Origin of the sequence: Burkholderia sp. 567, from assembly GCF_040545115.1 — a bacterium.
Lineage (GTDB): Bacteria > Pseudomonadota > Gammaproteobacteria > Burkholderiales > Burkholderiaceae > Burkholderia > Burkholderia ambifaria.
In genome coordinates this window covers 1136838-1163808 of record NZ_JBEPLG010000001.1, presented here as the reverse complement: position 1 = coordinate 1163808, position 26971 = coordinate 1136838, and the positions used below count along the sequence as shown (strand labels likewise).

The window sequence follows — 26971 nt, the reverse complement described above, 5'->3', positions numbered from 1 at the left end:
GCCAGTCAAGCCATCACGCGGCAGCTTCGCCAGCGGTGGCCGGCGCCCAGCCGCCGCCGAGCGCGCGATATAGCGCGATCGCATTCGCGAGCCGCAGCGCCTTGAGCCGGATCAGCTCATGCCCGGATTCGTACGTGCTGCGCTGCGCGTCGAGCAGTTCGAGATACGTCGCGACGCCGCCCGCATAGCGGCGCTCGGCGAGTTTCAACCGCGCGCCGTCGGCCGCGTAGACGTCCTGCTGCGCGGCGAGCTGGCGATCGATCCAGTCGCGCGCGGCGAACGCATCGGCCACTTCGCGGAACGCGGTCTGCACGGTCTTCTCGTACTCGGCGACCGCGATGTGCTTGCGCGCACTCGCGACGTCGAGATTCGCGCGATTGCGACCGCCCGCGAAAATCGGCAGCGTGATGCGCGGCGCGAACGTCCACACGCTCGTGCCGGCCGCGAACAGGGTCGAGAACGCATCGCTGACCGAGCCGTAGTCGGTGGTCAGCGCGATGCGCGGGAAGAATGCCGCGCGCGCGGCGCCGATCTGCGCGTTCGCGGCCTTGAGCCGCGACTCGGCCTGCCGGATGTCCGGCCGCCGCTCGAGCAGCGCGCTCGGCGCGCCGGGCGCCACCGGTGCGATCGCGAGCGTGTCGAGCGCGGTGCCGTCGGCGGGCACGTTGCGCGCGAAATCGCCGGCGAGCAACTGCAGCGCGCGCACCGATTGCGCATGCTCGCGCTGCAGCGCGGCCTGCGATGCCCGCGCGGACGCGACCAGCATCTCGGCCGAACGCAGTTCGATCGCGTCGCTCGTGCCGGCCGCGTAGCGGCGCTGCGTGAGCGCGGCGATGCGCTCGCGCGCGTCGAGCGTGCGCTGGGCCAGCGCCAGTTGCTCGTGCAACGATCGCTCCGACACGTACGCCCCCGCGACTTCGGCAATCACGCCGATGCGCACCGTGCGCTGCGCGTCGGCCGTCGCGAAATACTCGGCGAGCGCCGCATCCGACAGGCTACGCACGCGGCCGAACAGGTCGAGCTCGTACGCGCTGACGCCGACGCCCGCGCGATACAGCCCGCTCACCGCGCTCTCGCGCACGACCGGGTCGTACTGGCGCGTGCGTTCGTAGCCGAGGTTCGCGTCGACCGACGGCATCAGGTCCGCGCGCTGCACGCCGTACAGCGCACGCGCTTCGTCGAGCCGGCCGGCCGCGATCCGCAGGTCGCGATTGTTCGCGAGCGCCGCATCGATCCATGCCTGCAGCGCCGGATCGGTGAAATACGCACGCCAGTCGTCGAGCAGCGCGGCGTCGGCCGTCGAAGCCGGGCCGACGCCCTGCTGCGTGTCGCCATCGACCGTCGCATAGCTGGCCGGCACCGGCGCCGCCGGCCGCTCGTAATGCGGCGCGAGCGAGCAGCCCGCGAACGCGAGCACGGCGGCCAGCGCGAGCGGAAGCCTCGGTGCGGCCCATGCATTCAATGCAAACATCACTGCGAACCCTCCATCACCGCCGGCTGCGAGCCGCCGCGCCGGCGCGGGCCGACGTCGAACAGGCGGCCGACGATCACGAAAAACAGCGGGACGAGGAACACCGCGAGCACCGTCGCCGTAATCATGCCGCCGAGCACGCCGGTGCCGATCGCCATCTGCGCGCCGGATGCGGCGCCCGACGCGAACGCGAGCGGCAGCACGCCGACGCCGAACGCGAGCGACGTCATCACGATCGGTCGCAGCCGCAGGCGTGCGGCCTCGAGCGCGGCGTCGACGAGCGACATGCGCTGCGCGACCAGGTCCTTCGCGACCTCGACGATCAGGATCGCGTTCTTCGCGGACAACCCGATCGTCGCGATCAGCCCCACCTTGAAATAGATGTCGTTCGGCATCGCGCGCAGCGTGACGCCGAGCACCGCGCCGATCACGCCGAGCGGGACGACCAGCATCACCGCGAACGGGATCGACCAGCTCTCGTACAGCGCCGCGAGCGCGAGGAACACGACGAGCACCGACAGCGCGAACAGCATCGGCGCCTGCGCGCCCGACAGCCGCTCCTCGAACGACTGCCCCGACCACGCGTGGCCGATGCCGGCCGGCAGCTTCGCGGCGATCCGTTCGATCGCGGCCATCGCTTCGCCGCTGCTGTGGCCGGGCGCGGCCGAACCGTTGATCGTGAACGACGGATAACCGTTGTAGCGCGTGAGCTGCGGCGGCCCGAGCGTCCAGTGCAGCGTCGCGAATGCCGCGAGCGGCACCATCTCGCCGCCCGCGTTGCGTACGCGCAGCTTCTGCACGTCGGCCGGATCGAGCCGGTGCAGCCCGTCGGCCTGCACGATCACGCGACGCACCTGCGTGCCGTGCATGAAGTCGCCGATATAGTCGGAGCCGAACATCACCGCGAGCGTCGTGTTGATCTCGTCCATCGACACGCCGAGCGCCGACGCCTTCGCGCGATCGATGTCGAGCTTCAGCTGCGGCGCGTCCTGCGTGCCGGCGAACATCACGTCGGTGAGCGCCGGGTCCTTGCCGCCCGCCGCGAGCAATTGCTCGCGCGCGGCGCTGAACGCGGCGTAGTCGAGCCCGCCGCGGTTCTGCAGCCGGAAGTCGAAGCCGCTCGTCGAGCCGAGATCGGGCAGCGCCGGCGAGTTCATCGCGAACACCGTGGTGTTCGCCGTGCCCGCGAAGCGCTCGTTGATGCGCGCGACGATCGCCTGCACGTGATCGCGCTCGGCCTTGCGTTCCTTCCAGTTCTTCAGCGTGACGAAGATCATCCCGCCGTTCGGCCCTTCGCCGTACAGGTTGAAGCCGCCGAGCGCGAACGTGTACGCGGCCGGCTCGTCGCGGCGAATATACGACTCGACCTCGCGCACGCTCTGCATCGTTTCCGCGAGCGGCGTGCCCTGCGGCCGGATCACCATCACCATGAAGTTGCCCTGGTCCTCGTCGGGCAGGAACGCGCTCGGCAGTTGCGTGAGCATCAATGCCGCGGCCGCGGTCAGCGCGCCGTACACGACCAGCCAGCGCAGCGGCTTCTTCAGCATCGCGCCGACGCGCGTCGCATAACGCTGCGTCGAGCGCGCGACGAAGCCGTTGAACCAGCCGAAGAAGCCGCGCTTCTCGTGATGGTCGCCGGACACCGGCTTGAGCAGCGTCGCGCACAGCGCGGGCGTGAGCGACAGCGCGAGAAACGCCGAGAAGCCGATCGACACCGCGAGCGACAGCGCGAACTGCCGGTAGATGTTGCCCACCGCGCCGCCGAAGAACGCCATCGGCACGAACACCGACGTCAGCACCACGGTGATCCCGACGATCGCGCCGCTGATCTGCCGCATCGCCTTGACGGTCGCGTCGTAGGGCCCGAGGCCCTCCTCGACCATCAGCCGCTCGACGTTCTCGACGACGACGATTGCATCGTCGACGAGGATGCCGATCGCGAGCACCATCCCGAACATCGTCAGCACGTTGATCGAGAAGCCGGCCGCGTACATCACGCCGAACGTGCCCGCGAGCGCGACCGGCACGACGAGCGTCGGAATCAGCGTCGCGCGCAGGTTCTGCATGAACAGGAACATCACGAGGAACACCAGCACGCCGGCCTCGATCAGCGTCGTGACGACCTTGTTCATCGACACGCGCACGAACGACGACGTCTCGTACGGGATCTGGTATTTCACGCCCGGCGGGAAATACGCGGACAGCTCGTCCATCGTCGCGCGCACGCGCTTCTCGGTCGCCACCGCGTTCGAGCCCGGCGCGAGCTTGATGCCCATGCCGGTCGCGACCTTGCCGTTCACGTACGACGGATAGTTGTAGTCGTTGCCGCCGAACTCGATACGCGCGACGTCGCGCAGGTGGAGCGCGGAGCCGTCCGGCTGCGTGCGCAGCGCGATCGCGCCGAAATCGGCCGGCGTCTTCAGCGGCGCATCGGCGAACACGGTCGCCGCGATCGGCGCACTGTCCGGCACCGCGCTGCGGCCGATGTCGCCGACCGTCACGCGCGCGTTGTGCGCGCGCACGGCCGACGCGATGTCCGACGCGGTGAGGCCGTGACCGGCCAGCTTCACCGGATCGGGCCAGATCCGCATCGCGTATTCGGCGCCCCAGAACTGCACCTTGCCGACGCCGTCGACGCGGCGTAGCGCCTGCACGACGTTCGCCGACGCGTATTCGCCGAGCTGCACCGCGCTCATCCGGCCGTCGTCCGACGTCAGCGACACGACGAGCTGGATGTTGTCCGCCGCCTTCTCGACCTGGATGCCGTCGCGCCGCACCGGTTCGGGCAGCCGCGCCTCGACCGTCTTCAGCCGGTTCTGCACTTCGACGGCCGCGAGATCGGCGTTGACGCCCTGCTTGAACGTCAGGTACAGCGACGCGGCCCCGGCGCTGCTCGTCGCGGACGTATACAGCAGCCCCGGCGCGCCGTTCATTTCGCGCTCGATCAGCGCGGTCACCGATTCCTCGACGACCTGCGCGGACGCGCCCGGATACGTCGCATAGATGCTGACGACGGGCGGCGCGATGTCCGGGTATTGCGCGACGGGCAGCGCGCGAATCGCGAACGCGCCGCCGAGCATGATGAAGAGTGCAATCACCCACGCGAAGACGGGGCGATCGATGAAGAAACGTGCCATGTTGGTCTATTGAATCGGTCAGGTTTGACGGGCGGCCGCCGGTTGCGCGGCCTTCGTCGGCGATGCCTGCTCGACGGGCTTGACGTCGGTATCGGGCGCGAACTGCGCGGCGTTGTCGACGATCACGCGCTCGCCGCCCGACAGCCCTCGCGTGATGCGCCAGTCGCGTCCGCTCATCTGGTCGGCGACGACCTCGACGTCCTTCACCTTGCCGTTCGTGCCGACCACGCGCACCGACGTGCGCTCGGCCGTGCGCAGCAACGCATCGCGCGGCACGAGGATCGCCCGCTGGTCGACCGCCGCATCGAGCGCGATCCGCACATACGCGCCCGGCAGCAGCTCGCGTTCGGGGTTGGGGAACAGCGCGCGCATCGCGACGGTATCGGTGGTCGGATCGACCGCGAGATCGCTGAACAGCAGCTTGCCCTTCAGCGGATACGCGGTGCCGTCGGCGCGCCGCAGCGTCACCGTGACGTCGTGCTGCGCGATCCCCGTCGCGTGCCCGCTCTTCACCGCGCGACGCAACGCGTCGACGTCGGCCGCCGGCTGCGAGAAATTCACGTAGATCGGATCGAGCTGCTCGACGGTCGTGAGCGGCGTCGCCTGGTCCTGGCCGACGAGCGCGCCTTCCGTGACGAGCGCGCGTCGTGCGCGGCCCGAAATCGGCGCGGTGACGGTCGCATAGTCGAGCTGCAACTGCGCGCGGGCGAGCTCGGCCTTCGCGGAAGCGACGTCGGCCTTCGCGCGCGTGTCGTCGGCGACGGCCTCGGTGTGATCGCGCTCGCTGACCGCGTGGTCGCGCACCAGGTCGTCGTAACGGCGACGCTTGTCGCTCGCCGCGAGCGCGGCGGCCTGCGCCTTCGCGAGCGCACCCTGCGCGGCATCGCGCGCGGCCTTCAGCGGCGCGGGATCGATGCGGAACAGCACCGCGCCCTGCTTCACTTCCTGGCCTTCCTCGTAAGTCCGCGCGGTGACGATGCCCGCGACCCGGGCGCGCACTTGCGCTTGCCGATACGCGTCGAGCCGGCCCGGCAATTCGACGGTCATCGGCACGGCCGTCGGACGCACCGTCACGACCGTCGCGTTCTGAATGGCCTCTGGCGCCTTGTTCTTGTCGCCCTTTCCGCATCCCGCCACGGCCAGCACGGCCGCGAGCGCGACGGGCGCCAGCCGGAGGCGGCGCGCGAGGGAGCGTTTGTTATTCATGTGTGACCTCGGATCATTCGCCGCCGATACAATGCGGCGGCTCAGGGTGGTCGATTATAATCAGTCACGACTGATTAAATACATCCGGTTGCCCCGCAACCGCCACACTGTCTCAATAAAACGACAGCGAACTGTAAGGAAATTCACGCCATGGCCCGCAAGACCCGGGAAGAATCGCTCGCCATCAAGCACCGGATCCTCGACGCCGCCGAGCTCGTCCTGCTCGAAAAAGGCGTCGCGCAAACCGCGATGGCGGACCTCGCCGAGGCCGCCGGGATGTCGCGGGGCGCCGTCTATGGCCACTACCGCAACAAGATGGAAGTGTGTCTCGCGCTGTGCGACCGCGCGTTCGCGCGGACCTCGGAAGGCTTCGACGCGGTCGACAGCCTGCCCGCGTTCGCGACGCTGCGCCGCGCGGCGTCGCACTACCTGCAGCAATGCGGGGAGCCGGGCTCGATGCAGCGCGTGCTGGTGATCCTCTATACGAAGTGCGAGCAGAGCGAGGAGAACGGCGCGCTGCAGCGGCGCCGCATGCTGCTGGAGCTGCAGATGCTGCGCATCACGAAGGCGCTGCTGCGCCGGGCGATCGCGGCCGGCGAAATCGCCGCCGATCTCGACGTGCACCTGGCGGCCGTCCATCTCGTGTCGCTGCTCGAAGGCGTGTTCGCGTCGATGATCTGGACCAACCGCCTGCGCGGCAATCTGTGGAACGACGCGGAAGCGATGCTCGACGCCGGTTTCGACGCAGTCAGGACCTCCAGCGCACTGCGCGTGCGTGCGCAAAAATTGCCTACCTGACGAGAAGCCGCGCAATAAATGCTGATTTAACCCGATTTACCGCAGTGCGAAACGAATACGCTGACCCTCTTTAAAATTTTTAACATTTCGCGGAACATCGGTAGACTGACGCTGTCATCTTTCTTTAGCGTCTTCGTGATAATCCGGGTTCGACCCGGAAAGTTCACGCCGCCGTTCGAAGCGGGCATCCCGCAAGTTGGGTCGAACGGAAACGACACAGGCCCCTGGCGGGGCCTGTTTTGTTGCACGCCCATCGCGCGCCGCCGTCGTCACCCGACGGATCTGCCGCCGATGGCTCCTGCCCACACCTCTTTGAACCGTTTTCCTGGATGTGGACACCTTTGGTCAAGCCTGCCGCAATTCCTGATGCTTTCGCGCCCGGGCGCGCGCAGCGCCTCGTGCGCGCGCTCGTGCCGGCCGCCGTGCTCGGCGCCCTCGCCGCCTTCGGTCTCGCCGCCGCGCTGCCCGCCGTCTCGCAGCTGCCGGGCGCCGTCGATTCGGGCACGGCTGCGCTGCCGCAGCGCGTGCTGTCCGACACGCCGTTTCCCACCGCGCAGCATTTCGTGACGAGCGAGCTCGCGCGCACGCTCGGCGAGCGCAACGAACTCGACGAACATAGCGACCGCAGCCCGCAGCCGGGCCTGTTCGCGCCGCTCAGCGCGCACCGCAACGACATGCTCGGCTATGCGAGCCTGTTCCAGTTCGCGGCGCCCGAAACCCAACACGGGACGCGCGCCGGCGACATCGAGCTCACGCTGTCCGATACGCTGAACCGTCTCGACGTGCCGCCCGAGGTGCGCATCCAGCTCGGCGATCTCGTCACCGGCAAGGTCGCGATGCGCGCCAGTGCGCAGCGCGGCGACTACTACCGCATCGCGTACGACACGAACAACGGCACGCCGCACCTCACCGCGCTCGAGCTGCGCGTCGCGGGCCGCACGTTCGGTGCGATCTGGTTCCGCGCGCCGGGCGCCGACCACGGCGCGTACTACACGCTCGACGGCGCGCCGCTCGAGGCGGCCGCGTTCACGATGCCCGTCAAGTGGACGCGCATCAGCTCGTTCTTCGGCGAACGCGTGCACCCGCTGTCGCAGGCGATGGCGTTCCATACGGGCGTCGATCTCGCCGCGCCGTCCGGCACGCCCGTCAACGCGGCGGCCGATGGCGTCGTGTCGTTCGTCGGCACCGATCCGGACGGCTACGGCCGCTACGTGATCGTCGATCACGCGGACGGCTATTCGACCTACTACGCCCATTTGTCCGCGTATGCGCGCGGGCTGAAGACGGGCGAAACCGTGAAACAAGGCCAGCGCATCGGCTCGGTCGGCATGACCGGCGCGGCCACCGGCCCGCATCTGCACTTCGAGGTGCGCGTCGCGAACGATCCGGTCGATCCGCTCGTCGCGCTCGCGAACGCGCAGACGGGGCTGTCCGACATGCAGCGCACCGCGTTCCGCCAGGAAGCGGCGCAATGGCGCTTCCGCCTCGCGTCGATCAAAACGTCACCGTTCGCGTTCGCGCAAAACGACGGCCCGCTGTGGGGCGACTTTGCGACCGACTCGTCGACGCTGCGCGCGGTCTTCAACACGCACTACAGCGCGTCCTGACGCCGACGCGCTAACGCACCGTCACGCCCGTCGCTGCTCGCTCAGCGGCGACGCGGCCCGCAGTCACCGCACGGGTTCCGTACGTTCGGCCGCGGCCTGCGCGATGCGCGCCGCACGCGGCCGACGTGACAGCAGCCAGCGTGCCGCGCCGTCGAGCGACGTGCACAGCACCAGGTAAAGCGCCGCGACGAACAGGAAGATCGGCGCCGGATACACCATCAGCCGGTTGTTCACCTGCGTCGCGACGAACGACAGTTCCGGCACACCGACGATATACGCGAGCGACGTGTCCTTCACGAGCGCGACCCACTGGTTGACGAACGACGGCGTCATGATCCGGATCGCCTGCGGCAGCAGCACGTAGCGCACCGTCTGCCAGCGCGTGAGCCCGAGCGACAGCCCGGCCTGCCACTGCCCGTCGCCGGCCGCGCCGATGCCCGCATGCACCGCATGCGCGAGATACGCGCCCCCGATCAGCGCCAGCGCACACACGACGGTCGCGAGCCCCGGCACGTCCACGTGCAGCAGCATCGGCAGCAGGAAGTACGTCCAGAAGATCAGCATCAGCACCGGAATCGCGCGAAAGAAGCCGATGAACGCGAGCAGCAGCACGCGCAGCGGGCCGCGCGCGAGCGCCATCGCGACGCCGAGCGCCACCCCCAGCACCGCCGACGCGACGGCCGACGCGATCGCCAGCACGAGCGACAGCGCGGCGCCGCCGAGCGGACCGTCCGGGAACGCGCCGACGAGCAGGTACGGCAGATTGTCGAGCAGCAGCGACACATCCATCGTCAACGCCCCGCCCCGAGCCGGTCGCGCCATTGCGTGGCCGCGTAGGCGCCGGCTTCGATCGCGGCCACCGCGGCGACGTACAGCACGGTCGCGACACCGAACGCGGCAAAGGTCTTGAACGTCTCCGTCTCGACCTGCCGGGACGCATACGACAGCTCGGCGACACCGATCGCCATCGCGAGCGACGAGTTTTTCACCAGATTCATGTATTGGCCGAACAGCGGCGGCATCGCGATGCGTACGGCCTGCGGCAGCACCACGTAGCGCAGCGACTGCATCGGCGTGAGGCCGAGCGCCGCGGCCGCATCGTGTTGCGCACGGCGCACGCCGCGCAATCCGGCTTCGCACTCCTCGGCGACGAACGCGGCCGTGTAGGCGCTCAACCCGACCCAACCGGCGACGAACTCGAACGACGGCCACGCGAGCGTGAGCGGGCCCGCGCTCAGTTCATGGCGCGCGTTCAGCCACGTGATCCACGTATCGGGCAGCAACGACGCGACGCCGAAGTACCAGAACAGCAATTGCACGAGCAGCGGCGTGTTGCGAAACGCGACGACGTAGCCGGCCGCTACCGTGCGCAATGCCCTGCCGCGTGCATGCCGCATGACGGCGAGCAGCAGCCCGCCGACGGTCGCGGCGAGCGCCGACGCGGCCGCGAGGCCAAGCGTCAGCAGAAAGCCCTGCCAGAGCCAGGACAGATATTTGGGAGCCAAGCCGAGCATGCTGATGTGTGCGCTTGCGAAGCGCGATCGAAAGATGCGAAAGAAGATGGAAGCAAGCGCAAAGCGCCGCGACCCGCGCATCCCGGCACAGCCGGCGGCGGATTGCGGCGCATGCGGCGCGGCGTGCGACTCAGGTCCGGTCGCCGATCCGGAAGATGCGCGTGAGCGGCGTCTTCGTCGCCGGCCCGAACCACGCGTCGTAGATCTGTCCCGCGCGGCCGCTCGCCTCGAGCCCCTTCAGCGTGTCGTTCACGAAGCCGAGCAAGCGCGTCTCGCCCTTCGGCACGCCGACGCCCATGTAGTCGTTCGAGATCGTGAACGCCGGAATCTCGTAGTTCTGCTTGTCGGGCACGTTCGCGAGCAGGCCGATCAGTTTCGGTCCGTCCTGCGTGATCGCCTGCACGTTGCCGGCACGCAGCGCGGCGAACGCGAACGGCGTGTCGTCGTACGCGACGATCGTCGCCTTCGGATACTTCTCGCGCAACGTGATCTCGTTCGTCGTGCCCTTGTCCGCGCCGACGCGCAGGCTGTTCAACTGGTCGGCCGATTTCAGCACGCCCTTCTTCGCGAGAAACTGCTGGCCCGAGGAGAAGTACGGGATGCTGAAGTCGACCTGCTTCGCGCGCTCGTCGGTAATCGTGAAGTTCGCGAGCACCAGGTCGACCTTGCCGGAGGTCAGGAACGGAATGCGGTTCGCGGGGTTGGTCGGCTGCAGCTGCAGCTTCACGCCGAGCTTGTCGGCCAGCGCCTTTGCATAGTCGACGTCGAGGCCGACGATGTGGTTGCTCTTGGCGTCGACATAGCCGAACGGCGGATTGCTGTCGAAGGTCGCGACGCGCAGCACGCCGGCCTTCCTGATGTCGTCGAGCCGGTCCGCGTGCGCGACCGTGCCTGCCGTGACGAGTGCGGCCCCGACGAGCCACGTGGCGAGAGTGTGGATTTTCATGAGCACGACCTGATTTGTTATGAAGGCCGCCGCGGATCGCGCGGCGGCCCGGTTCGAGGAACATCGCGACGTGGTGTGTCGCCGCGAAGCCGCTAACGTATCAGCGCGTGCGGCGATTTCGAACCAACAAATGGTGCTTTGCTCTGCGGGTTTCGTGATGACGCGCACCCGCGCTCGCGGTCATTCGCTATCGTCGTCGGTGGCGGCCGCGGATGCCGCGCACAGGAACTCGCCGTCACCGCCGTCCTGCAGGTAATCGAGCGAAAGGTCCATGCGCAGGAACGAGAGCGTGCCCGCTGCGCCGAGCGCGAACAGCGTGTTGTGATCCGGCGCGAAGATCACCTGCGACACGCCGCCCGCGACCGGAAACTCGCCGACCGTGCGGCGCGTGGCGGTCTTGATCACGCGCATCGGCTTGTCGTCATAGCCGGTCACGGCGATCAGCGAACCGTCGCCGCTGCCGTCGAAGCTGTGCATCGACTCCTGGCAGACCGGATAACTGTCGCGTACGGCAAGGCTCGACGCATCCCGCCACTGAACCGACGACTTGTTGTAGACCCAGATGCCCGCGCCCTTCTCGCCAGGCTGAGCCTGGATGAAATCCGCATCGACCGGATAGGCTTCTACCTGCGCATTCGTCGCCGTATCGAACGCGACGATCGCACCCTTCTGCATCGCGTATGCATACAGCCGCCGGCCGTCGGGCGACAGCCACATCGACAGCGCACGGCCGAACTCGACGCCCGATGCATCGTGATCGCCGAGCCGCAGCGTCGCGATGACCTGCGGCCAGTGCGCGAGACTGACGACGGAAATCGTGTCGTCGACGCTGTTCAGCACGTACAGCCTGTCGTTGGATGCAGACGCGACGATCCCGCGCGGGAACCGTCCGAGCGTCACGCCATCGACGATCGCACCGCTGTTCAGATCAATGCGCGCGAGGCCGCCCTCGCGCATCGACGCAACATACGCGTACCGCTCGTCGGGGCTCACGTACACGCCGCTCGCGCCGCGACCGCGGCACATGTTGCCCGGGCAGCCGTCAAGGCCCGTCGCGAACGGCTCGCCTGTGATCGTGCGCACGACCGCCTGCCGCTCGACGTCGACGACGACGAGCGTGTTCCGGTCGTTGTCGGTCACGTACAGGCGTTTGCCCGACGCGCCCAGCACCATCGCGTATGGCCACTTGCCGACGGGTACGACGGTGCCTGCCGCCTGCTCGGCCGACACGGGCGTCGGACGGTGCTGCTCGTCGTCGCGGATCTGCTCGGCAATCGCGGCCGCCTGCTGTTGCGCGTGGCGCTTCGCGGCGTCGCGCTCGACGTCGCGGCGGGTCGCGTCACGCCAGCCTTGCAGTTCCTCGCTGCCCGCCCGCTGCGCGGCGAACAACATCGCAGCGCTGCCGAGCACCGCGAGCACGACCGGCACGGCGACGCGCATCGAGCGGCCGGCCCCGTACATCAGCCAGCCGACGACGAATCCGACGACCACGCCGCCGAGATGCGCGGCCTGATCGATGCCGGAGATGAGGAAGCCCGAGCCCAGGTTGATCGCGATTACCTGCCCGAGCGCGCCGAGGTTGATGGCAACCGGCGCATCGCCCGCGCTGTCGCGTCGGCGTTGCAGCGCGAATGCCGCGGCCGCGCCCGCCAGTCCCATCAGCGCGCCCGACGCACCGACACTCACGACCGGCCGGATCCCGCTGGACGCCAGCGCGACGCCGAACGCAAAGGTGGTGCTGCCGACTTCGTGATAGCCATGCCAGAGCGCGCTCAGCAGCGAGCCGCCGAGCGCGGACAGAAGATACGCGACGCCGAACCGGAGCGTGCCGCCCGCGCGTTCGAGCACGGTGCCGAGCACGACCAGCATGTACATGTTCAGCGCGAGATGGACCCAGCTGCCATGCAGGAACGCGCTGGTCAGCAGCCGCCACGGCTGCCCGGTGAGCGTGTACGGCGCGAAGTTCGCGCCCCAGTCGAGCAGCAGCGGGTTCGACAGCGAACCGTACGACGCCTGTCGCCACATCAGCACGAATATCACGGTATTGACGACGGCCAGCAGAATGGTCAACCACGGCCTGGAAGAATGTTGTTCTCTCATCGGGATCTTGGTATGGGTTATCGCGCGTGAGCCGCGCGAGCGCCATTATATTTCGCGTCCCGCAAGCAACGAGCGTGTGACGAGGCCGGTCGGCGAGCCGGGAATAAAAAAACGCCCGCTGCACACAGCGGGCGCGAATCCCAGTCAAGGAGGTGTCACACGAACTACGGGTTCAGAATAAAAGCATCGCCGGCGGTGGACAACGAAGCGATTGCGATATCGATATCGCGCGGCGCGGGATGAGCATGCACGCGGCGACGCGAACGTGCCGCCCATGAAAAAACGGCGCGCCGCCTGCGTGGCGGAGCGCCGTTCCATTGTTTCAAGCCGCTCGAAGCGGCAGCCGGGTTGCCCCGTCGATCACGGCTCGTGACGCAGATACCCTTCCTTGCTGGGGTCGCGCATCCGCCACGACACGATCAGCGACACCGCGCACAGCGCCGTCACGTACCAGTAGAAGGTTTCCTCGCTGCCGACCGACTTGAACCACAGCGCGACGTATTCGGCCGAGCCGCCGAAGAGCGCGTTCGCGACCGCATACGACAGGCCGACGCCCATCGCGCGCACTTCGGGCGGGAACATCTCGGCCTTGATGAGGCCGCTGATCGACGTGTAGAAGCTGACGATCGCCAGCGCGATCGTGATCAGCACGAACGCGGCCGTCGGGCTCGTCACGGTCTTCAGCGTGTGCATCAGCGGCACCGTGCCGATCACCGCGAACGTGCCGAACAGGATCATCGACGTGCGGCGGCCGATCTTGTCGGACAGCGCGCCGAACACCGGCTGTATCAGCATGTACACGAGCAGCGCGACGGTCATCACGTTGCTGGCCGTCTTCGCATGCATGCCGGCCGTGTTCACCAGGTACTTCTGCATGTACGTCGTGAACGTGTAGAAGATCAGCGAGCCGCCGGCCGTGAAGCCGACCACCGTGAAGAATGCACCCTTGTGCTGCCACACGCCGCGGATCGTGCCAGCGTCCTTCTTGTCGCGCGATGCGCTCGTCGACGTCTCGTCGAGCGATTTGCGCAGGTACAGCGAGATCAGTGCGGCCGCCGCGCCGCAGACGAACGGAATGCGCCAGCCCCACGCCTTCAGTTCGTCAGTCGACAGCGTCTGCTGCAGGATCACGAGCACGAGCAGCGCGCACAGCTGGCCGCCGATCAGCGTCACGTACTGGAACGACGCGAAGAAGCCGCGCCGCCCCTTCAGCGCGACCTCGCTCATGTAGGTCGCGCTCGTGCCGTATTCGCCGCCCACCGACAGCCCCTGGAACAGGCGCGCGACCAGCAGCAGCGCCGGCGCGAGCGCACCGATCTGCGCATAGGTCGGCAGCACCGCGATCACGAGCGAGCCGCCGCACATCATCAGCACCGAAATCATCATCGCCGCGCGGCGGCCGTGACGATCGGCGATGCGGCCGAACAGCCAGCCGCCGATCGGACGCATCAGGAAGCCGGCCGCGAACACGCCGGCCGTGTTCAGCAGCTGCGTCGTCGAGTTGCCGCTCGGGAAGAACGCCGGCGCGAAGTACAGCGCGCAGAACGAGTAGATGTAGAAGTCGAACCACTCGACGAGGTTGCCCGATGAGGCGCCGACGATGGCGAACACGCGCCGCCGGGTGTCATGCGCGGACAGCGCAGCTTGGTCGGTCTGGACGTCCATGGGTTGGTCTGTTCCTTTTAGTGCTTTCTGGGCGAGACGACCAGGGGCCGCCGCGTGCGGTCGCCGTGGCACCGGTTCCGGTGCCACGGCGCTACGGGATTTTAGCGAAATGTAAAGTAACAGGCTTTCCGGGTTCGTCCGGATGTAGAAAAATTTTCTCGCGCTCCCCGTTCGTCATATGAAAACGCCAGCCGTGAGGCTGGCGTCCGATGCAAGCTCTGCGGAGGCGAGCGATTCAGATACGCACCTCGGGCGGCACGTAGCGGCACTCGTAACGCTTGCGCACGGTACCGGCCTCGTCGACGCTTTCCAGGAACACGTCGAACTGCCAGAGTCGCGCCATGTGCTTGAGCACTTCTTCGCTGTCGTTCGACAGATGGCGGTTGTCGGTCATGAAGTGGCGCAGCGTGAGGCTGCGGTCGCCGCGCGTGTTCACGGCCCAGACCTGGATATTTGGCTCGCGATGATGGATGTCGTACTGCCGCGACAACGCCTGCCGCACGTATTGATAACCGGCCTCGTCGTGGATCGCCGACACCTCGAGCGAATCGCGCATGTCGTCGTCGAGCACCGAAAACAGCCGCATCTCGCGGATCAGGTTCGGCGACAGGTATTGCGCGATGAAGCTCTCGTCCTTGAAGTTGCGCATCGCGTAGTGCATCGCCGGCAGCCACGGGGTGCCCGCGATCTCCGGAAACCACTTGTAGTCCTCTTCCGTCGGCGCTTCGCAGATCCGCCGGATGTCGCTCATCATCGAGAAGCCGAGCGCGTACGGGTTGATCCCGTTGTAGTACGGCTTCGTCACGGGCGGCTGGTAGACCACGTTGCTGTGCGAATGCAGGAACTCCATCATGAAGCCGTCTTCCAGCTTACCTTGGTTGTACAGCGTGTTCAGCAGCGTGTAGTGCCAGAACGTCGCCCAACCCTCGTTCATCACCTGCGTCTGCCGCTGCGGATAGAAGTACTGGCCGATCTTGCGCACGATGCGGATCACTTCCCGCTCCCACGGCTCGAGCAGCGGCGCGTTCTTCTCCGCGAAATACAGCAGGTTCTCCTGCGGTTCCGGCGGATAGCGTTCCTCCTGCTCTTCCATCTGCTCGGGCTTCTTGCCCGGCAGCGTGCGCCACAGCTCGTTGACCTGCGACTGCAGATACGCCTCACGCTCGCGCCGCAGCGCGGCCTCCTTCGACAGCGACGGTTTCTGCGGCCGCTTGTAGCGGTCGACGCCGTAGTTCATCAGCGCATGGCACGAATCGAGCAGTTCCTCGACGCGATCGAGGCCGTAGCGCTCCTCGCATTCGGCGACGTAGTTCTTCGCGTACACGAGATAGTCGATGATCGCGTGCGCGTCGGTCCACAGCCGGAACAGGTAGTTGCCCTTGAAGAAGGAGTTGTGCCCGTACGCCGCGTGCGCGATGACGAGCGCCTGCATCGTCATCGTGTTCTCTTCCATCAGATACGCGATGCACGGGTTCGAGTTGATGACGATTTCGTACGCGAGGCCCATCTGGCCGCGGCGATAGCTCTTTTCGGTCGCGAGGAAGTGCTTGCCGAACGACCAGTGGCGATAGTTGACCGGCATCCCGACCGACGCGTACGCGTCCATCATCTGCTCGGCGCTGATCAGTTCGAGCTGGATCGGATAGATATCGAGCTCGTATTGCTCGGCGACCTGCGAGATGTGCGTGTCGTATTCCTCGAGCAGTTCGAACGTCCAGTCGGACGGGCACGGCAGCGGCTTGCGTTCGGCAACGTTCATACGCGCTTCCTTCTGCCCGGAGCCGGGCAAGTCGGCGGCCGGCGGCGCCGGTTCGACCCGGCCGCTTTGCTGCGATGCGGCAGGACCGGCCGTGGCGTCGCCGGAAGGGCGCGGCGCATAGCCGCGCGACTCGTTGTGCAGATGGCGGGTCGTCATGACATTTCCACCTGCTTTTCGAACAATTCGCGAAACACCGGGTAAATGTCGGCAGCCGATTCGGCTTTCTTCATCGCGAGGTGCGGTTGCGACAGCGCCAGCTGCGCGTACTCCAGCCACAGGTTCTGCTCTTCCGGGGCAACCTGGATATACGCGAAATAGCGCGTCTTCGTGAGGATATCCTCTTCCAGGATTTTGCGACACTTCGGCGAATCGTCGGTCCAGTTGTCGCCGTCGGACGCCTGCGCGCCGTAGATGTTCCACTCGCTCGGCGAGTAGCGCTCGTTCATCACCTTGCGCATCAGCTCGAGCGCGCTCGACACGACGGTGCCGCCGCTTTCGGTCGAATGGAAGAAGGTGTCTTCGTCCACCTCCTCGGCCCGCGTGTGGTGACGGATGAACACGACCTCGATGCGCTCGTAGTTGCGCTTCAGGAACAGGTACAACAGGATGAAGAAGCGCTTCGCGAGATCCTTGCGTTGCTCGTCCATCGAACCCGACACGTCCATCAGGCAGAACATCACGGCCTGGCTCGACGGCTGCGGCTGCTTCACGCGATTGATGTAGCGCAGATCGAACGGATCGATGAACGGGATCCGCCAGATGCGCCCCTTCAGGTGATGGATCTCGGCCTCGAGCGTCGCGATTTCCGCGCGACGGTCTTCGGGGTCGAGCTTCATCACCTCGAGCTGGGCTTCGAGCTCGCGCAATTCGTTGACGAGCGGCGAGCCGAGCGCGATGCGCCGGCCGAGCGCGCTTCTCAGCGAGCGCACGACGTCGATGTTGTTCGGCGTGCCTTCCGCCGACCAGCCCGCGCGCACGTTCTTCCAGCTCGGCACCGTCAGCAGGTGCGTCTTCACGAGGCGCGGCAGTTCGAGATCGTCGAAGAAGTACTGCATGAATTCGTCGCGCGACAGCTCGAACACGAAGTCGTCCTGCCCTTCGCCCTCGTTGCTCGCCTGACTGCCGCCGCCGCCCGAGCCGCCCTGCGGACGCGGAATCTTGTCGCCGCGGACGTAGTCCTCGTTGCCCGGGTGCACGTATTCACGACGCCCGCCCGGCGCGTGCCGGAAATTCGGCTCCGCGATGTCCTTGCGCGGGATCGTGATGCTTTGCGTGCTCTGGATATCCTTGATGCTACGGTCGCGCACCGCGTCGGAGACGGCACGACGAATGTAGTTCTTGACGCGACGCAGAAAGCGTTCGCGGTTGGCGATACTCTTGTTCTTGCCGGCCAGCCTGCGGTCGATGATTTGATGAAGCACTCCCGGTCTCCCGCTCGAAAGTCGATATGCCGGGACGCTCGCCGCACATGCCGTCTGCCGTCATGCGGGCGGCGTCTCTGAGGGCGCCCGCGCGGACGAACCACACGGGCGCGGTACCGCGCGCGTCATGACGACTTGCGCACGCGCAGGTACCAGTCGCAAAGCAGCCTCACCTGCTTCGGCGTATAGCCCTTCGCGACCATCCGGTTCACAAAGTCCTCATGCTTGCGTTGCTCCTCCGCCGAACCCTTCGCGTTGAACGAAATGACCGGCAACAGTTCCTCGGTATTCGAGAACATCTTCTTCTCGATCACGACGCGCAACTTCTCGTAGCTCGTCCACACGGGGTTCTTCCCGGCGTTCGCCGCCCGCGCGCGCAGCACGAAGTTCACGATCTCGTTGCGGTAATCCTTCGGATTGCTGATCCCGGCCGGCTTCTCGATCTTCTCCAGTTCCGCGTTCAGCGCGGCGCGGTCGAAGCTCTCGCCCGTGTCGTGATCGCGGAATTCCTGGTCCTGGATCCAGAAGTCGGCATAGGTGACGTAGCGGTCGAAGATGTTCTGCCCGTACTCCGAATACGATTCGAGGTAGGCCGTCTGGATCTCCTTGCCGATGAAGTCCGCGTAGCGCGACGCGAGCACGTCCTTCACGAAGGACAGGTACTTCTGCTCGGTTTCCGGCGGGAACTGCTCGCGTTCGATCTGCTGTTCGAGCACGTACATCAGGTGCACGGGGTTCGCCGCGACCTCGCTCGAATCGAAGTTGAACACGCGCGACAGGATCTTGAACGCGAAGCGTGTCGACACGCCCGTCATCCCTTCGTCCACACCCGCGTAGTCGCGATACTCCTGATACGACTTCGCCTTCGGATCGGTGTCTTTCAGGTTTTCGCCGTCATAGACCTGCATCTTCGAGAACAGGCTCGAGTTCTCCGGCTCGTGCAGGCGCGACAGCACCGAGAATTGCGACATCATCTTCAGCGTGCCCGGCGCGCACACGGCTTCGGCCAGCGACGAATTGCGGATCAGCTTCTCGTAGATCTTCGTCTCTTCCGACACACGCAGGCAGTACGGCACCTTCACGACGAAGATCCGGTCGAGCAGTGCCTCGTTGTTGCGGTTGTTGCGGAACGCCTTCCACTCCGACTCGTTCGAGTGCGCGAGGATCACCCCGTCGAACGGAATCGCGCCGAATCCTTCGGTGCCCTTGAAGTTGCCTTCCTGCGTCGCGGTGAGCAACGGGTGCAGCACCTTGATCGGCGCCTTGAACATTTCGACGAACTCGAGCAGCCCCTGGTTCGCGAGGCACAGGCCGCCCGAATAGCTGTACGCATCGGCATCGTCCTGCGCGTACTGCTCGAGCTTGCGGATGTCGACCTTGCCGACGAGTGACGAAATATCCTGGTTGTTCTCGTCGCCCGGCTCCGTTTTTGCAATGCCGACCTGACGCAGGATCGACGGGTAACGGCGCACGACGCGGAACTGGCGGATGTCGCCGTTGTATTCGTGCAGGCGCTTGACGGCCCACGGACTCAGGATGCTCTTCAGGTAGCGGCGAGGAATGCCGTATTGCTCCTCGAGGATCGGGCCGTCTTCGTCGTAATCGAACAGCCCGAGCGGCGATTCGTTGACGGGCGAACCCTTCAGCGCATAGAACGGCACGCGCTCCATCAGTTGCTTCAGACGCTCGGCGATCGACGACTTGCCGCCGCCCACCGGGCCAAGCAGGTAGAGAATCTGCTTCTTCTCTTCGAGCCCTTGCGCAGCGTGGCGGAAATACGCGACCACCTGCTCGATCACTTCCTCCATTCCGTAGAACTCACGGAATGCGGGATAGACCTTGATCACCTTGTTCGCGAAGATCCGCGACAGGCGCGGTTCGTTGCGGGTGTCGACTTGTTCGGGTTCCCCGATTGCAGCCAGCATGCGTTCGCCTGCCGTGGCATACGCTGACGGATCGTTCTTGCAGAGCGCGAGGTACTCCTCCAGCGAGAGCTCTTCCTCTCGCGTTTTTTCGAAGCGGTTCGCGAAGCTGCTGTAAATATCCATGCTACCTCCCTCGCCTGAGTCTGAAGACGCTGCTTGCCTTCGTATGACTGCGCAGAAGCAAGCGCGTTCGAATTCATCCTAAACCCTTTCTTATTTTTTTTCACGAACTCTTCGTATGAAGTGGGTCATTCTCCACAACACCGCTTGGACAACGCATTTTGACGCTTTACAATTGATCTCCCGTGCCGCAGAAACTGCATCCGCGGCGTCTCGTCCAGCATCGGAACGTCTCACGCGTTGGCCACCTCCGTCGTCAGCGCGCCCTTCACTCCCCTTCATCACTAGACGTTCGAGCGCACGTTTACGACGACATGCGGCGAGCACCGTTACAAATTTTTTTCGCATCGTCCGGAGATACCCGTAGCGCTGGTGCGCGCATGCGACACGCGACGTTGTGCGAACGTTCATACGCGCTGTCACATTCGATCGGTGGCCGAAACGACGACGCCCGCAGTAGCGGGCGTCGTGTGCTGCCAAATAGGGATAGATGCGCAAGGAATAGAGGCGCGGCGCGCCGCGAATCAGAACGTTTCCCAGTCGTCCCCGCCGGCAGTCGCGGCGGCCGGTGCAGTCGCTGCGGACGCGCCCGCCGGCTTGCGTACCGGCGCCGCACGCTTGGGCGCTGCGTCGCGATCGTCGCGCGCCGCAGCCGGTGCGGGCGAGCTCACCGGCACGGCAGCCGGCGCGGACACCGCGCGCGGCGCCTGACGTGCAGCGGGAGCGGCTGCCGGCTGCGCCGCATCGTCGTCGATCCGGAAGACCGCCGCCGTGTCGCGCAGGCGCGCGGCCTGTTCGTCGAGCGACTGCGCGGCGGCCGCCGCTTCCTCGACGAGCGCGGCGTTCTGCTGCGTGACTTCATCCATCTGCGCGACCGCGCGCGCGACCTGGTCGATGCCGCCGCTCTGCTCCTCCGATGCGGCCGCGATTTCACCCATGATGTCCGTCACGCGCTGCACGGCCGCGATCACGTCGCTCATCGTGCGGCCGGCCTCGTCGACCAGCGTCGAGCCCGTGCGGATGCGGTCCACCGACGCGTCGATCAGCGCCTTGATCTCCTTGGCCGCGCTCGACGAGCGCTGCGCGAGGCTGCGCACCTCGCCCGCGACGACCGCGAAGCCGCGCCCTTCCTCGCCCGCACGCGCGGCTTCGACGGCCGCGTTCAGCGCCAGGATGTTGGTCTGGAACGCGATTCCCTCGATGATCGCGATGATGTCCGCGATCTTCGCGGAACTGTCGTTGATCTCGCCCATCGTGCCGACCACCTGACCGACCACCGTATTGCCCTTGTTTGCAATCTCCGACGCGTTCGCGGCCAGCGAGCTTGCCTGCCGCGCATTGTCCGCGTTCTGTTTCACCGTGCCGGTCAGCTGCTCCATGCTCGACGCGGTTTCCTGCAGCGCCGACGCCTGTTCTTCCGTGCGCGACGACAGGTCGATGTTGCCGGCGGCAATCTGCCGCGCCGCGGTCGCGATCGACTCGCTGCCGCCGCGCACCGTGCGCACCGTATCGACGAAGCCGCGCTGCATCCGCGCGAGGCCGTCGAGCAGCTGGCCCATTTCGTCGCGCCGATGCACGACGATCGAGCGGCGCAGGTCACCCGCGGCCATCGCGTCGAAATGCGCGAGCGCGTCGGCGAGCGGACGGCCAATCGCGCGGCTGAGCGTCAGCCACGACAGCGCCGCGGCGATCAGGCCGGCCACCAGCACGACGATCGACAGCACGCGCAGCGTGTCGTAGACCGATTCCGCGCGCTCGAAGTCCGCCTGCGCGTAGCTGAACTGGAAATTGCGCAGCGCTTCGCCCGAGATCGAAAGCTCGTTGTACAGCATCTGGAGCTGCTTGGCGCCCTCGCCGATCCGGTCGTGGTCGCCCGTCGCGATCGCGCCGCCGAACGCGTCGCAGCTGCGCTGCAACGCCAGCCGCTTCGCGGCGACGTCCTGTGCGAGGCGGTCTTCCTCCGGGCCGCGCGGCAGCGCGAGGTACTTCTGCCACCACGCGTCGGACTGCGTGCGCATCGCGCGGCTGCGCTCCACCGCGGCAGCGGAGTCAGGCGAGCCGGCCAGCAGCGCGGCGCGATCGAGCGCCAGGCGCTCGCGCGCCGCGTACATTTCCGCCACCGCCACGTTGACCGCGCTCGGCATCTGGTTCGTGAAGATTTCGCGTGTCGCGTCGTTCGAGCGCGTCATCCCGTACACGCCCAGCACGCCGACCAACCCCAGCAGCACCGCGAGAAACGCCATCGTCAGACCGATGCGCGCACGTATCGTCAGGTTTCCGATCACCATCATTCTTCCTGTGTTGCGTCGTCATGAACGGGCCACGCCCGTTTTTCGAAACAGTGTTTCGCCCCGATGCATTTACGACCGTTCGCCGCACAACTTGATGGTATTGACGTCAATTTTCTCCGTAATTGATCTGTTTATTGCATTCTGCTGAATAATAGGGTGCGTAACACGCCGGCCCGTGCCCGGAGATGGCAAAGCGAATGTCGGGTTCGGGCCGATCAGGAAGAGATAGCCAGACAGCCGGCCGCCTGCTTTCGCAGGCGCCGGCCACGGTGCGCGCCGCGGCCTGTCAGGCCAGTTCGGCGAGGGTGGGAATCGACGGCTGCGCGCCCGCGCGCGTGACCGACAGCGCCGCCGCGCGTTGCGCGAAGCGGATCGCGGTATCGACGTCTTCCCCCGCGGCGAGCCGCGCGGCGAAACCGCCGATGAAGGTATCGCCGGCCGCGGTCGTGTCGATCGCCTGCACGACGGGCGCCGGATAGTGGCGCGCCGCGCCGTCGGCCAGTAGCGCGAGCACGCCGCGCGCGCCGAGCGTGATCAGCACGTTGCGCGCGCCGCCCGCCTGCAGCATCCGCGCCGCGGCTTCCGCGTCGGCCGGGTCGCGCACTGGCAGCCCGGTGAGCGCTGCCGCCTCCACTTCGTTCGGAATCAGGTAATCGACCAGCGGCAGCCAGCCGTCCGGCAGCGGCGCGACCGCGGGCGCAGGATTGAGCACCACCGTGCGGCCGAGCCGCCGGCCGGCCGACAGCGCCGCGAACACGGCGTCCGGCGGCGTCTCGAGCTGGCAGATCAGCACGTCGGTCGCGGCCAGCGCGGCCTCGTGCCGCGCCACCGTCTCCGGCGTGACTTCGCCGTTGCCGCCCGCGACGATCACGATCGTGTTCTGGCTCGCGTCGTCGACGACGATCAGCGCGACACCGGTCAACGCCGCCGCGCTCGTCGCGAGCCGCGCGCAATCGATGCCTTCGGCTTCGAGGCCGGCCCGCAGCGTGGCGCCGTGCGCGTCCGCGCCGACACAGCCGATCATCGTGACCTGCGCGCCGAGCCGCGCGGCCGCGACGGCCTGGTTGCCGCCCTTGCCGCCCGCCGCCTGCGCGTACGCATGGCCGGCGAGCGTTTCGCCCGGCAGCGGCAGCCGCGGCGCCCGCACGACGAGATCCATGTTGAGGCTGCCGACCACCGTCACGCGGCCGGCGCCCGCGGTGCGCGCCGTCATGCGCGAGCGCCGGGCGCGGCCGGCTCGCGGTAGATCGCCGTCGATTCGCGCAGCACGAGGCGCGGCGACACAACGCGACGACGGCTCGGCGCAGCCGTCGAGCCGCCGCCGATCCGCTCGATCAGCGTCTGCGCGGCCATTTCGCCGAGCGCGCGCACCGACTGACCGACCGTCGACAGCGCCGGATACGTGTAGCGGGAGAATTCGATGTCGTCGAAGCCGATGATCGAGCAGTCGTCCGGCACGCGCAATCCGCGCTCGGCCGCCGCGCGCAGCGCACCGACGCCCATCAGGTCGTTGCCCGCGAAAATCGCGCTCGGATGCACCGACTCGAACAGCCGCGACGCCGCGTGATAGCCGCCGAGGCACGAGAAATCGCTTTCCGCGATCGCGCCCGGCACGATGTCGATCCCGCGCTCGGCCATCGCGCGGATGAAGCCGTGCACGCGCATCGCGCTGACGGCCGTGTCGGTCGGCCCGGTGATGCAGCCGATCTTCGCGTGCCCGAGTTCGAGCAGGTGGCGCGTCGCCAGATACGCGCCGCGTTCGTGATCGATCTGCACGAGGTCGGCCGCGAGCCCCTCGATGTTGCGGTCGACGACGACGAGCGGCGCATGCGCATGCGCGAGCGTCTGCGCGAGCACCGCATCCTCGCCGGCCGATGCGACGATCAGCCCGTCGATGCGCTTTTCCTGCAGCACCCGCAGGTAGTTGCGCTGCTTCACGGGATCGTCGTCCGAGTTGCAGAAGAACACGCAATAGCCGTTGGCCGCGCACTGATCCTCGATGCCGCGCGCAAGCTCCGCGAAGTACGGATTCGTACTGTTCGGCACGACGAGTCCGATGGTCGCCGTAGAACGCGCCTTGAGCGAGCGCGCCACGGCCGACGGCACGTAATTCAGCTCACGGATCGCGCCCTCGACCTTCGCACGCACGTCCGCGGACACCGGCCGCGAATTGTTCACCACGTGCGACACGGTCGTAAACGACACGCCCGCCATGGCCGCCACATCCTTGATCGTCGCCATTTCCCGTTTCTCTCTGGTCTGCTTTCTGTGTAGTTCTTACCGGGCGCGCGCGCGCCGGCTGCGATACGTATCGAGCACGACCGCCACCACGATCACCGCCCCGGTGATGATCCGTTTGGTCGGCTCGTTCGCGCCGATCTGCGCCAGGCCCGCGGCCAGCACGGAGATGATCAACACGCCGAAGAACGTGCTGATCACCGAGCCGCGCCCGCCCATCAGGCTCGTGCCGCCGATCACGACGGCCGCGATCACCTGCAGTTCGAGGCCCGCGCCCGCGTTCGGATCGGCGGCCTCGAGCCGCGAGATCTGGAACAGTGACGCGAGCCCGGCGAGCGCGCCCATCAATGCGAATACGAGGATTTTATACGGCCGCGGGTTAACCCCGGCGAGCCGCACGGCCTCCTCGTTCGTACCGATCCCGACGAGATAGCGCCCGAACACGGTACGCGTGAGCACGAACTGTGCCGCGATCATCACCGCGACCGCGATCAGGAACGCCGGCGAAATGCCCAGCGCGATCGGATTCGACAGGAAATCGAACGCGTCGCCGATGTAGGCCGTGCGCGAATTCGTCAGTTGGTAGGCGACGCCGCGCGCGGCCTCGAGCACGCCGAGCGACACGATGAACGACGGAATCCGCCAGCCTACCGTGATCGCGCCGGTCAGCGAGCCGGTCGCGGTCGCGACCGCGATCCCGATCAGCGCGGCCGGCAGCGGCCCCCACTGCCATTTCAGCGCGGCCACGCTGACCATCGACGCGGCCAGCGCGAGTACCGAGCCGACCGACAGGTCGATGCCGGCGATGATCAGCACGAAGGTCATCCCGACGGACATCACGACGAGATCGGGGATCTGGTTCGCGATCGTACTGAACGTATCGTAGGTCAGGAAATGCGAGCTCAGCGCCGAAAACAGCGCGATCATCGCGGCGAGCGCACCGGCGAGCCCGAGATAGTTCGACAGGCCGAGCCGCGTGCCGGACAGCGTGCGCGCGCGGCGCCCCGTCACGTCCTGCTGCGCGCCTGCGTCGCTCGGGGATACGGGAGGCTGGGTCATTGCTGTCGTCCTGTGGTCGAAGTGCCGGAAGCCGCGCGCGGCGCCGCTTGCGCATCCGGGTGACGCGCGCCTTCCGGCAGCGCGTCGCGGCCGAAGCCGGCGAACGCCGCGGCCAGCAGCGCATCCTGGGTCCAGTTGCCGCGTTCGAACACGGCGGTCATGCGGCCGGCCGACATCACGCCGATCCGGTCGCAGATCAGCATCAGCTCGCGCAGGTCGCTCGAGACGACCACCAGCGCGCGGCCGTCGCGCGCGAGCGCGCCCATCAGCGTGTAGATCTCGAATTTGGCGCCGACGTCGATTCCGCGGGTCGGCTCGTCGAACAGCAGCACGCCCATGTCGCGCGCGAGCCAGCGGCCGATCACGACCTTCTGCTGGTTGCCGCCCGACAATTCGCCGACCGGCTGTGCTGCGCCGTGCGTGCGGATCCGCAACGCGTCGATCTGCTGCTCGGCGAGCGCCGTTTCGCGCGCCGTATCGACGATGCCGCCGCGCGCGAGCCGCTCGAGCTGGCCGAGCGACACGTTCGACGTGACCGACTGCGACAGCAGCAGCCCTTCGCCCTTGCGGTCCTCGGTGATCAGCGCGATGCCGTGCCGCACCGCGTCGACGGGCGAAGCGATGCGCGCCGGCTTCAGCGGATCGCCGACCGAGATCATCCCGGCGTCCGGCGTATCCGCGCCGTAGATCAGCCGCAGCAATTCGGTGCGCCCCGCACCGATCAGCCCCGAGATGCCGAAGATTTCGCCCGAGCGCACTTCGAGCGACACGTCCTGCACGGCCGTGCCGCGCGTCATGCCCGACACCGCGAGTCGCGGCGCGCCGATCCGGCGCGGGCCGAGATCGATGTGCTCGCCGATCTCGCGCCCGACCATCAGCGTGACGAGCCCGTCGGACGTCGTCGCGGCCATGTCGCCGACGTGCACGAGCCGGCCGTCGCGCAGCACCGCGACGCGCTCGGCGACGCGCGCGAGCTCGTCGAGCCGGTGCGAGATGTAGACGATCGCCACGCCGTGCGCCTTCAACCGATCGATCTGCTCGAACAGCAATTCGACCTCGCGCGCGGTCAGCATCGCGGTCGGCTCGTCGAGGATCAGCACGCGGCAGTCGCCGATCAGGTTGCGCGCGATTTCGACCATCTGCTGGTGGCCGATGCCGAGCGCTCCGACCGGCGTGTCGGGGTCGATCGCGTCGAGCCCGACGCGCGCCATCGCCACCTGCGCGTCGTCATGCAGCCGCGCGCGATCGATGATGCCGAAGCGTCGCGGCAGACGGTTCAGAAACAGGTTTTCGGCGACCGTCAGCGTCGGCAGCAGGTTCAACTCCTGCATCACCATGCGCACGCCGAGCGCTTCGGCCTGCGTGCGGCTCGCCGGCGCATAGGCCTCCCCGCCGAGCTGCATCGTGCCGGTCGTCGGGTCGACGAGCCCGCCGATGATCTTCGACAGCGTGCTCTTTCCTGCACCGTTCTCGCCCGTCAGCGCGAGCGCCTCGCCCGGTGCGAGCGTCAGCGTGACGTCGGCGAGCACCGGTTCGGCGTAGGTCTTGCCCACGCCGGAGACGGACAGCACGGGAACGGCTGAACGGGAGGGTTGGAAGGTCGGTTCCATCGCGATCCTGATTGCGGCCGCGCGCACGCGACGCGCGGGTATGACGCTCACAAGTGCATGTGCATGCAGTGGCCGTGATCGCGCTCACTCCGTATAACGGCCGC

Annotated in this window: 18 protein-coding genes; 2 read left to right on the top strand and 16 right to left on the bottom strand. The window is 67.2% G+C overall.

From position 1 onward, the window contains the following. Nucleotides 1-13: 13 nt before the first annotated feature. Genes ABIC50_RS05420 through ABIC50_RS05410 form a run of 3 tightly spaced genes read right to left on the bottom strand, consistent with a single transcriptional unit; the run spans nt 14 to nt 5814 of the window. Nucleotides 14-1471 (bottom strand): efflux transporter outer membrane subunit, encoded by a 1458-nt coding sequence (locus ABIC50_RS05420; protein WP_354162098.1) that lies wholly within the window; start codon nt 1469-1471, stop codon nt 14-16. Beyond that, complete coding sequence (locus ABIC50_RS05415; RefSeq protein ID WP_354162096.1) at nt 1471-4608, bottom strand: multidrug efflux RND transporter permease subunit; 3138 nt, start codon at nt 4606-4608, stop codon at nt 1471-1473. The genes ABIC50_RS05420 and ABIC50_RS05415 overlap by 1 nt, the downstream gene beginning before the upstream one ends. A gap of 18 nt (nt 4609-4626) precedes the next feature. Beyond that, the gene (locus ABIC50_RS05410) at nt 4627-5814 is read right to left on the bottom strand and encodes a MexX/AxyX family multidrug efflux RND transporter periplasmic adaptor subunit (protein ID WP_354162093.1); all 1188 of its coding nucleotides are present in this window, start codon (nt 5812-5814) and stop codon (nt 4627-4629) included. 150 nt (nt 5815-5964) lie between these two features. Here ABIC50_RS05410 and ABIC50_RS05405 point away from each other — a divergent pair, with 150 nt between their 5' ends. Continuing rightward, nucleotides 5965-6612, top strand: a complete 648-nt coding sequence (locus tag ABIC50_RS05405) for a TetR family transcriptional regulator (protein WP_105834358.1) — start codon at nt 5965-5967, stop codon at nt 6610-6612. Between the two features lie 341 nt (nt 6613-6953). After that, nucleotides 6954-8219, top strand: a complete 1266-nt coding sequence (locus tag ABIC50_RS05400; protein WP_354162090.1) for a M23 family metallopeptidase — start codon at nt 6954-6956, stop codon at nt 8217-8219. Between the two features lie 63 nt (nt 8220-8282). On the opposite strand, the gene ABIC50_RS05395 is transcribed toward ABIC50_RS05400, so the two are convergent. From ABIC50_RS05395 to ABIC50_RS05335, 13 genes are all read right to left on the bottom strand, one after another. Then, nucleotides 8283-9008, bottom strand: a complete 726-nt coding sequence (locus tag ABIC50_RS05395) for an amino acid ABC transporter permease (protein WP_354162086.1) — start codon at nt 9006-9008, stop codon at nt 8283-8285. Between the two features lie 2 nt (nt 9009-9010). Further along, on the bottom strand, nt 9011-9733 hold the full coding sequence (locus ABIC50_RS05390) for an amino acid ABC transporter permease (RefSeq protein WP_354162082.1): 723 nt from the start codon (nt 9731-9733) through the stop codon (nt 9011-9013). A 130-nt stretch (nt 9734-9863) separates the two neighbouring features. Continuing rightward, nucleotides 9864-10679: an ABC transporter substrate-binding protein gene (locus ABIC50_RS05385; protein ID WP_354162077.1), complete on the bottom strand. Its 816-nt coding sequence runs from the start codon at nt 10677-10679 to the stop codon at nt 9864-9866. A gap of 180 nt (nt 10680-10859) precedes the next feature. Beyond that, complete coding sequence (locus ABIC50_RS05380) at nt 10860-12779, bottom strand: rhomboid family intramembrane serine protease (protein WP_354162075.1); 1920 nt, start codon at nt 12777-12779, stop codon at nt 10860-10862. Nucleotides 12780-13139: 360 nt separating this feature from the next. Continuing rightward, nucleotides 13140-14444: an MFS family transporter gene (locus ABIC50_RS05375; RefSeq protein WP_012363829.1), complete on the bottom strand. Its 1305-nt coding sequence runs from the start codon at nt 14442-14444 to the stop codon at nt 13140-13142. A gap of 235 nt (nt 14445-14679) precedes the next feature. Further along, on the bottom strand, nt 14680-16359 hold the full coding sequence (locus ABIC50_RS05370; RefSeq protein ID WP_006759305.1) for a SpoVR family protein: 1680 nt from the start codon (nt 16357-16359) through the stop codon (nt 14680-14682). Then, entirely contained in the window at nt 16356-17624 is a 1269-nt protein-coding gene (locus tag ABIC50_RS05365) for a YeaH/YhbH family protein (RefSeq protein WP_105834351.1), read from the bottom strand. The genes ABIC50_RS05370 and ABIC50_RS05365 overlap by 4 nt, the downstream gene beginning before the upstream one ends. A 125-nt stretch (nt 17625-17749) precedes the next feature. Next, nucleotides 17750-19672, bottom strand: coding sequence for a PrkA family serine protein kinase (locus tag ABIC50_RS05360; protein ID WP_006754311.1), 1923 nt, complete (start codon nt 19670-19672; stop codon nt 17750-17752). A 521-nt stretch (nt 19673-20193) separates the two neighbouring features. Continuing rightward, complete coding sequence (locus ABIC50_RS05355) at nt 20194-21957, bottom strand: methyl-accepting chemotaxis protein (RefSeq protein WP_354162072.1); 1764 nt, start codon at nt 21955-21957, stop codon at nt 20194-20196. Between the two features lie 289 nt (nt 21958-22246). Further along, on the bottom strand, nt 22247-23173 hold the full coding sequence (gene rbsK, locus ABIC50_RS05350; RefSeq protein WP_354162069.1) for a ribokinase: 927 nt from the start codon (nt 23171-23173) through the stop codon (nt 22247-22249). Next, complete coding sequence (locus tag ABIC50_RS05345; RefSeq protein ID WP_006759468.1) at nt 23170-24201, bottom strand: LacI family DNA-binding transcriptional regulator; 1032 nt, start codon at nt 24199-24201, stop codon at nt 23170-23172. Before ABIC50_RS05345 ends, rbsK begins: the two co-directional genes overlap by 4 nt. A gap of 36 nt (nt 24202-24237) precedes the next feature. Then, nucleotides 24238-25257, bottom strand: a complete 1020-nt coding sequence (locus ABIC50_RS05340) for an ABC transporter permease (protein WP_012363824.1) — start codon at nt 25255-25257, stop codon at nt 24238-24240. Next, nucleotides 25254-26867: a sugar ABC transporter ATP-binding protein gene (locus ABIC50_RS05335; protein ID WP_354162066.1), complete on the bottom strand. Its 1614-nt coding sequence runs from the start codon at nt 26865-26867 to the stop codon at nt 25254-25256. The genes ABIC50_RS05340 and ABIC50_RS05335 overlap by 4 nt, the downstream gene beginning before the upstream one ends. Between the last annotated feature and the right edge of the window lie 104 nt (nt 26868-26971).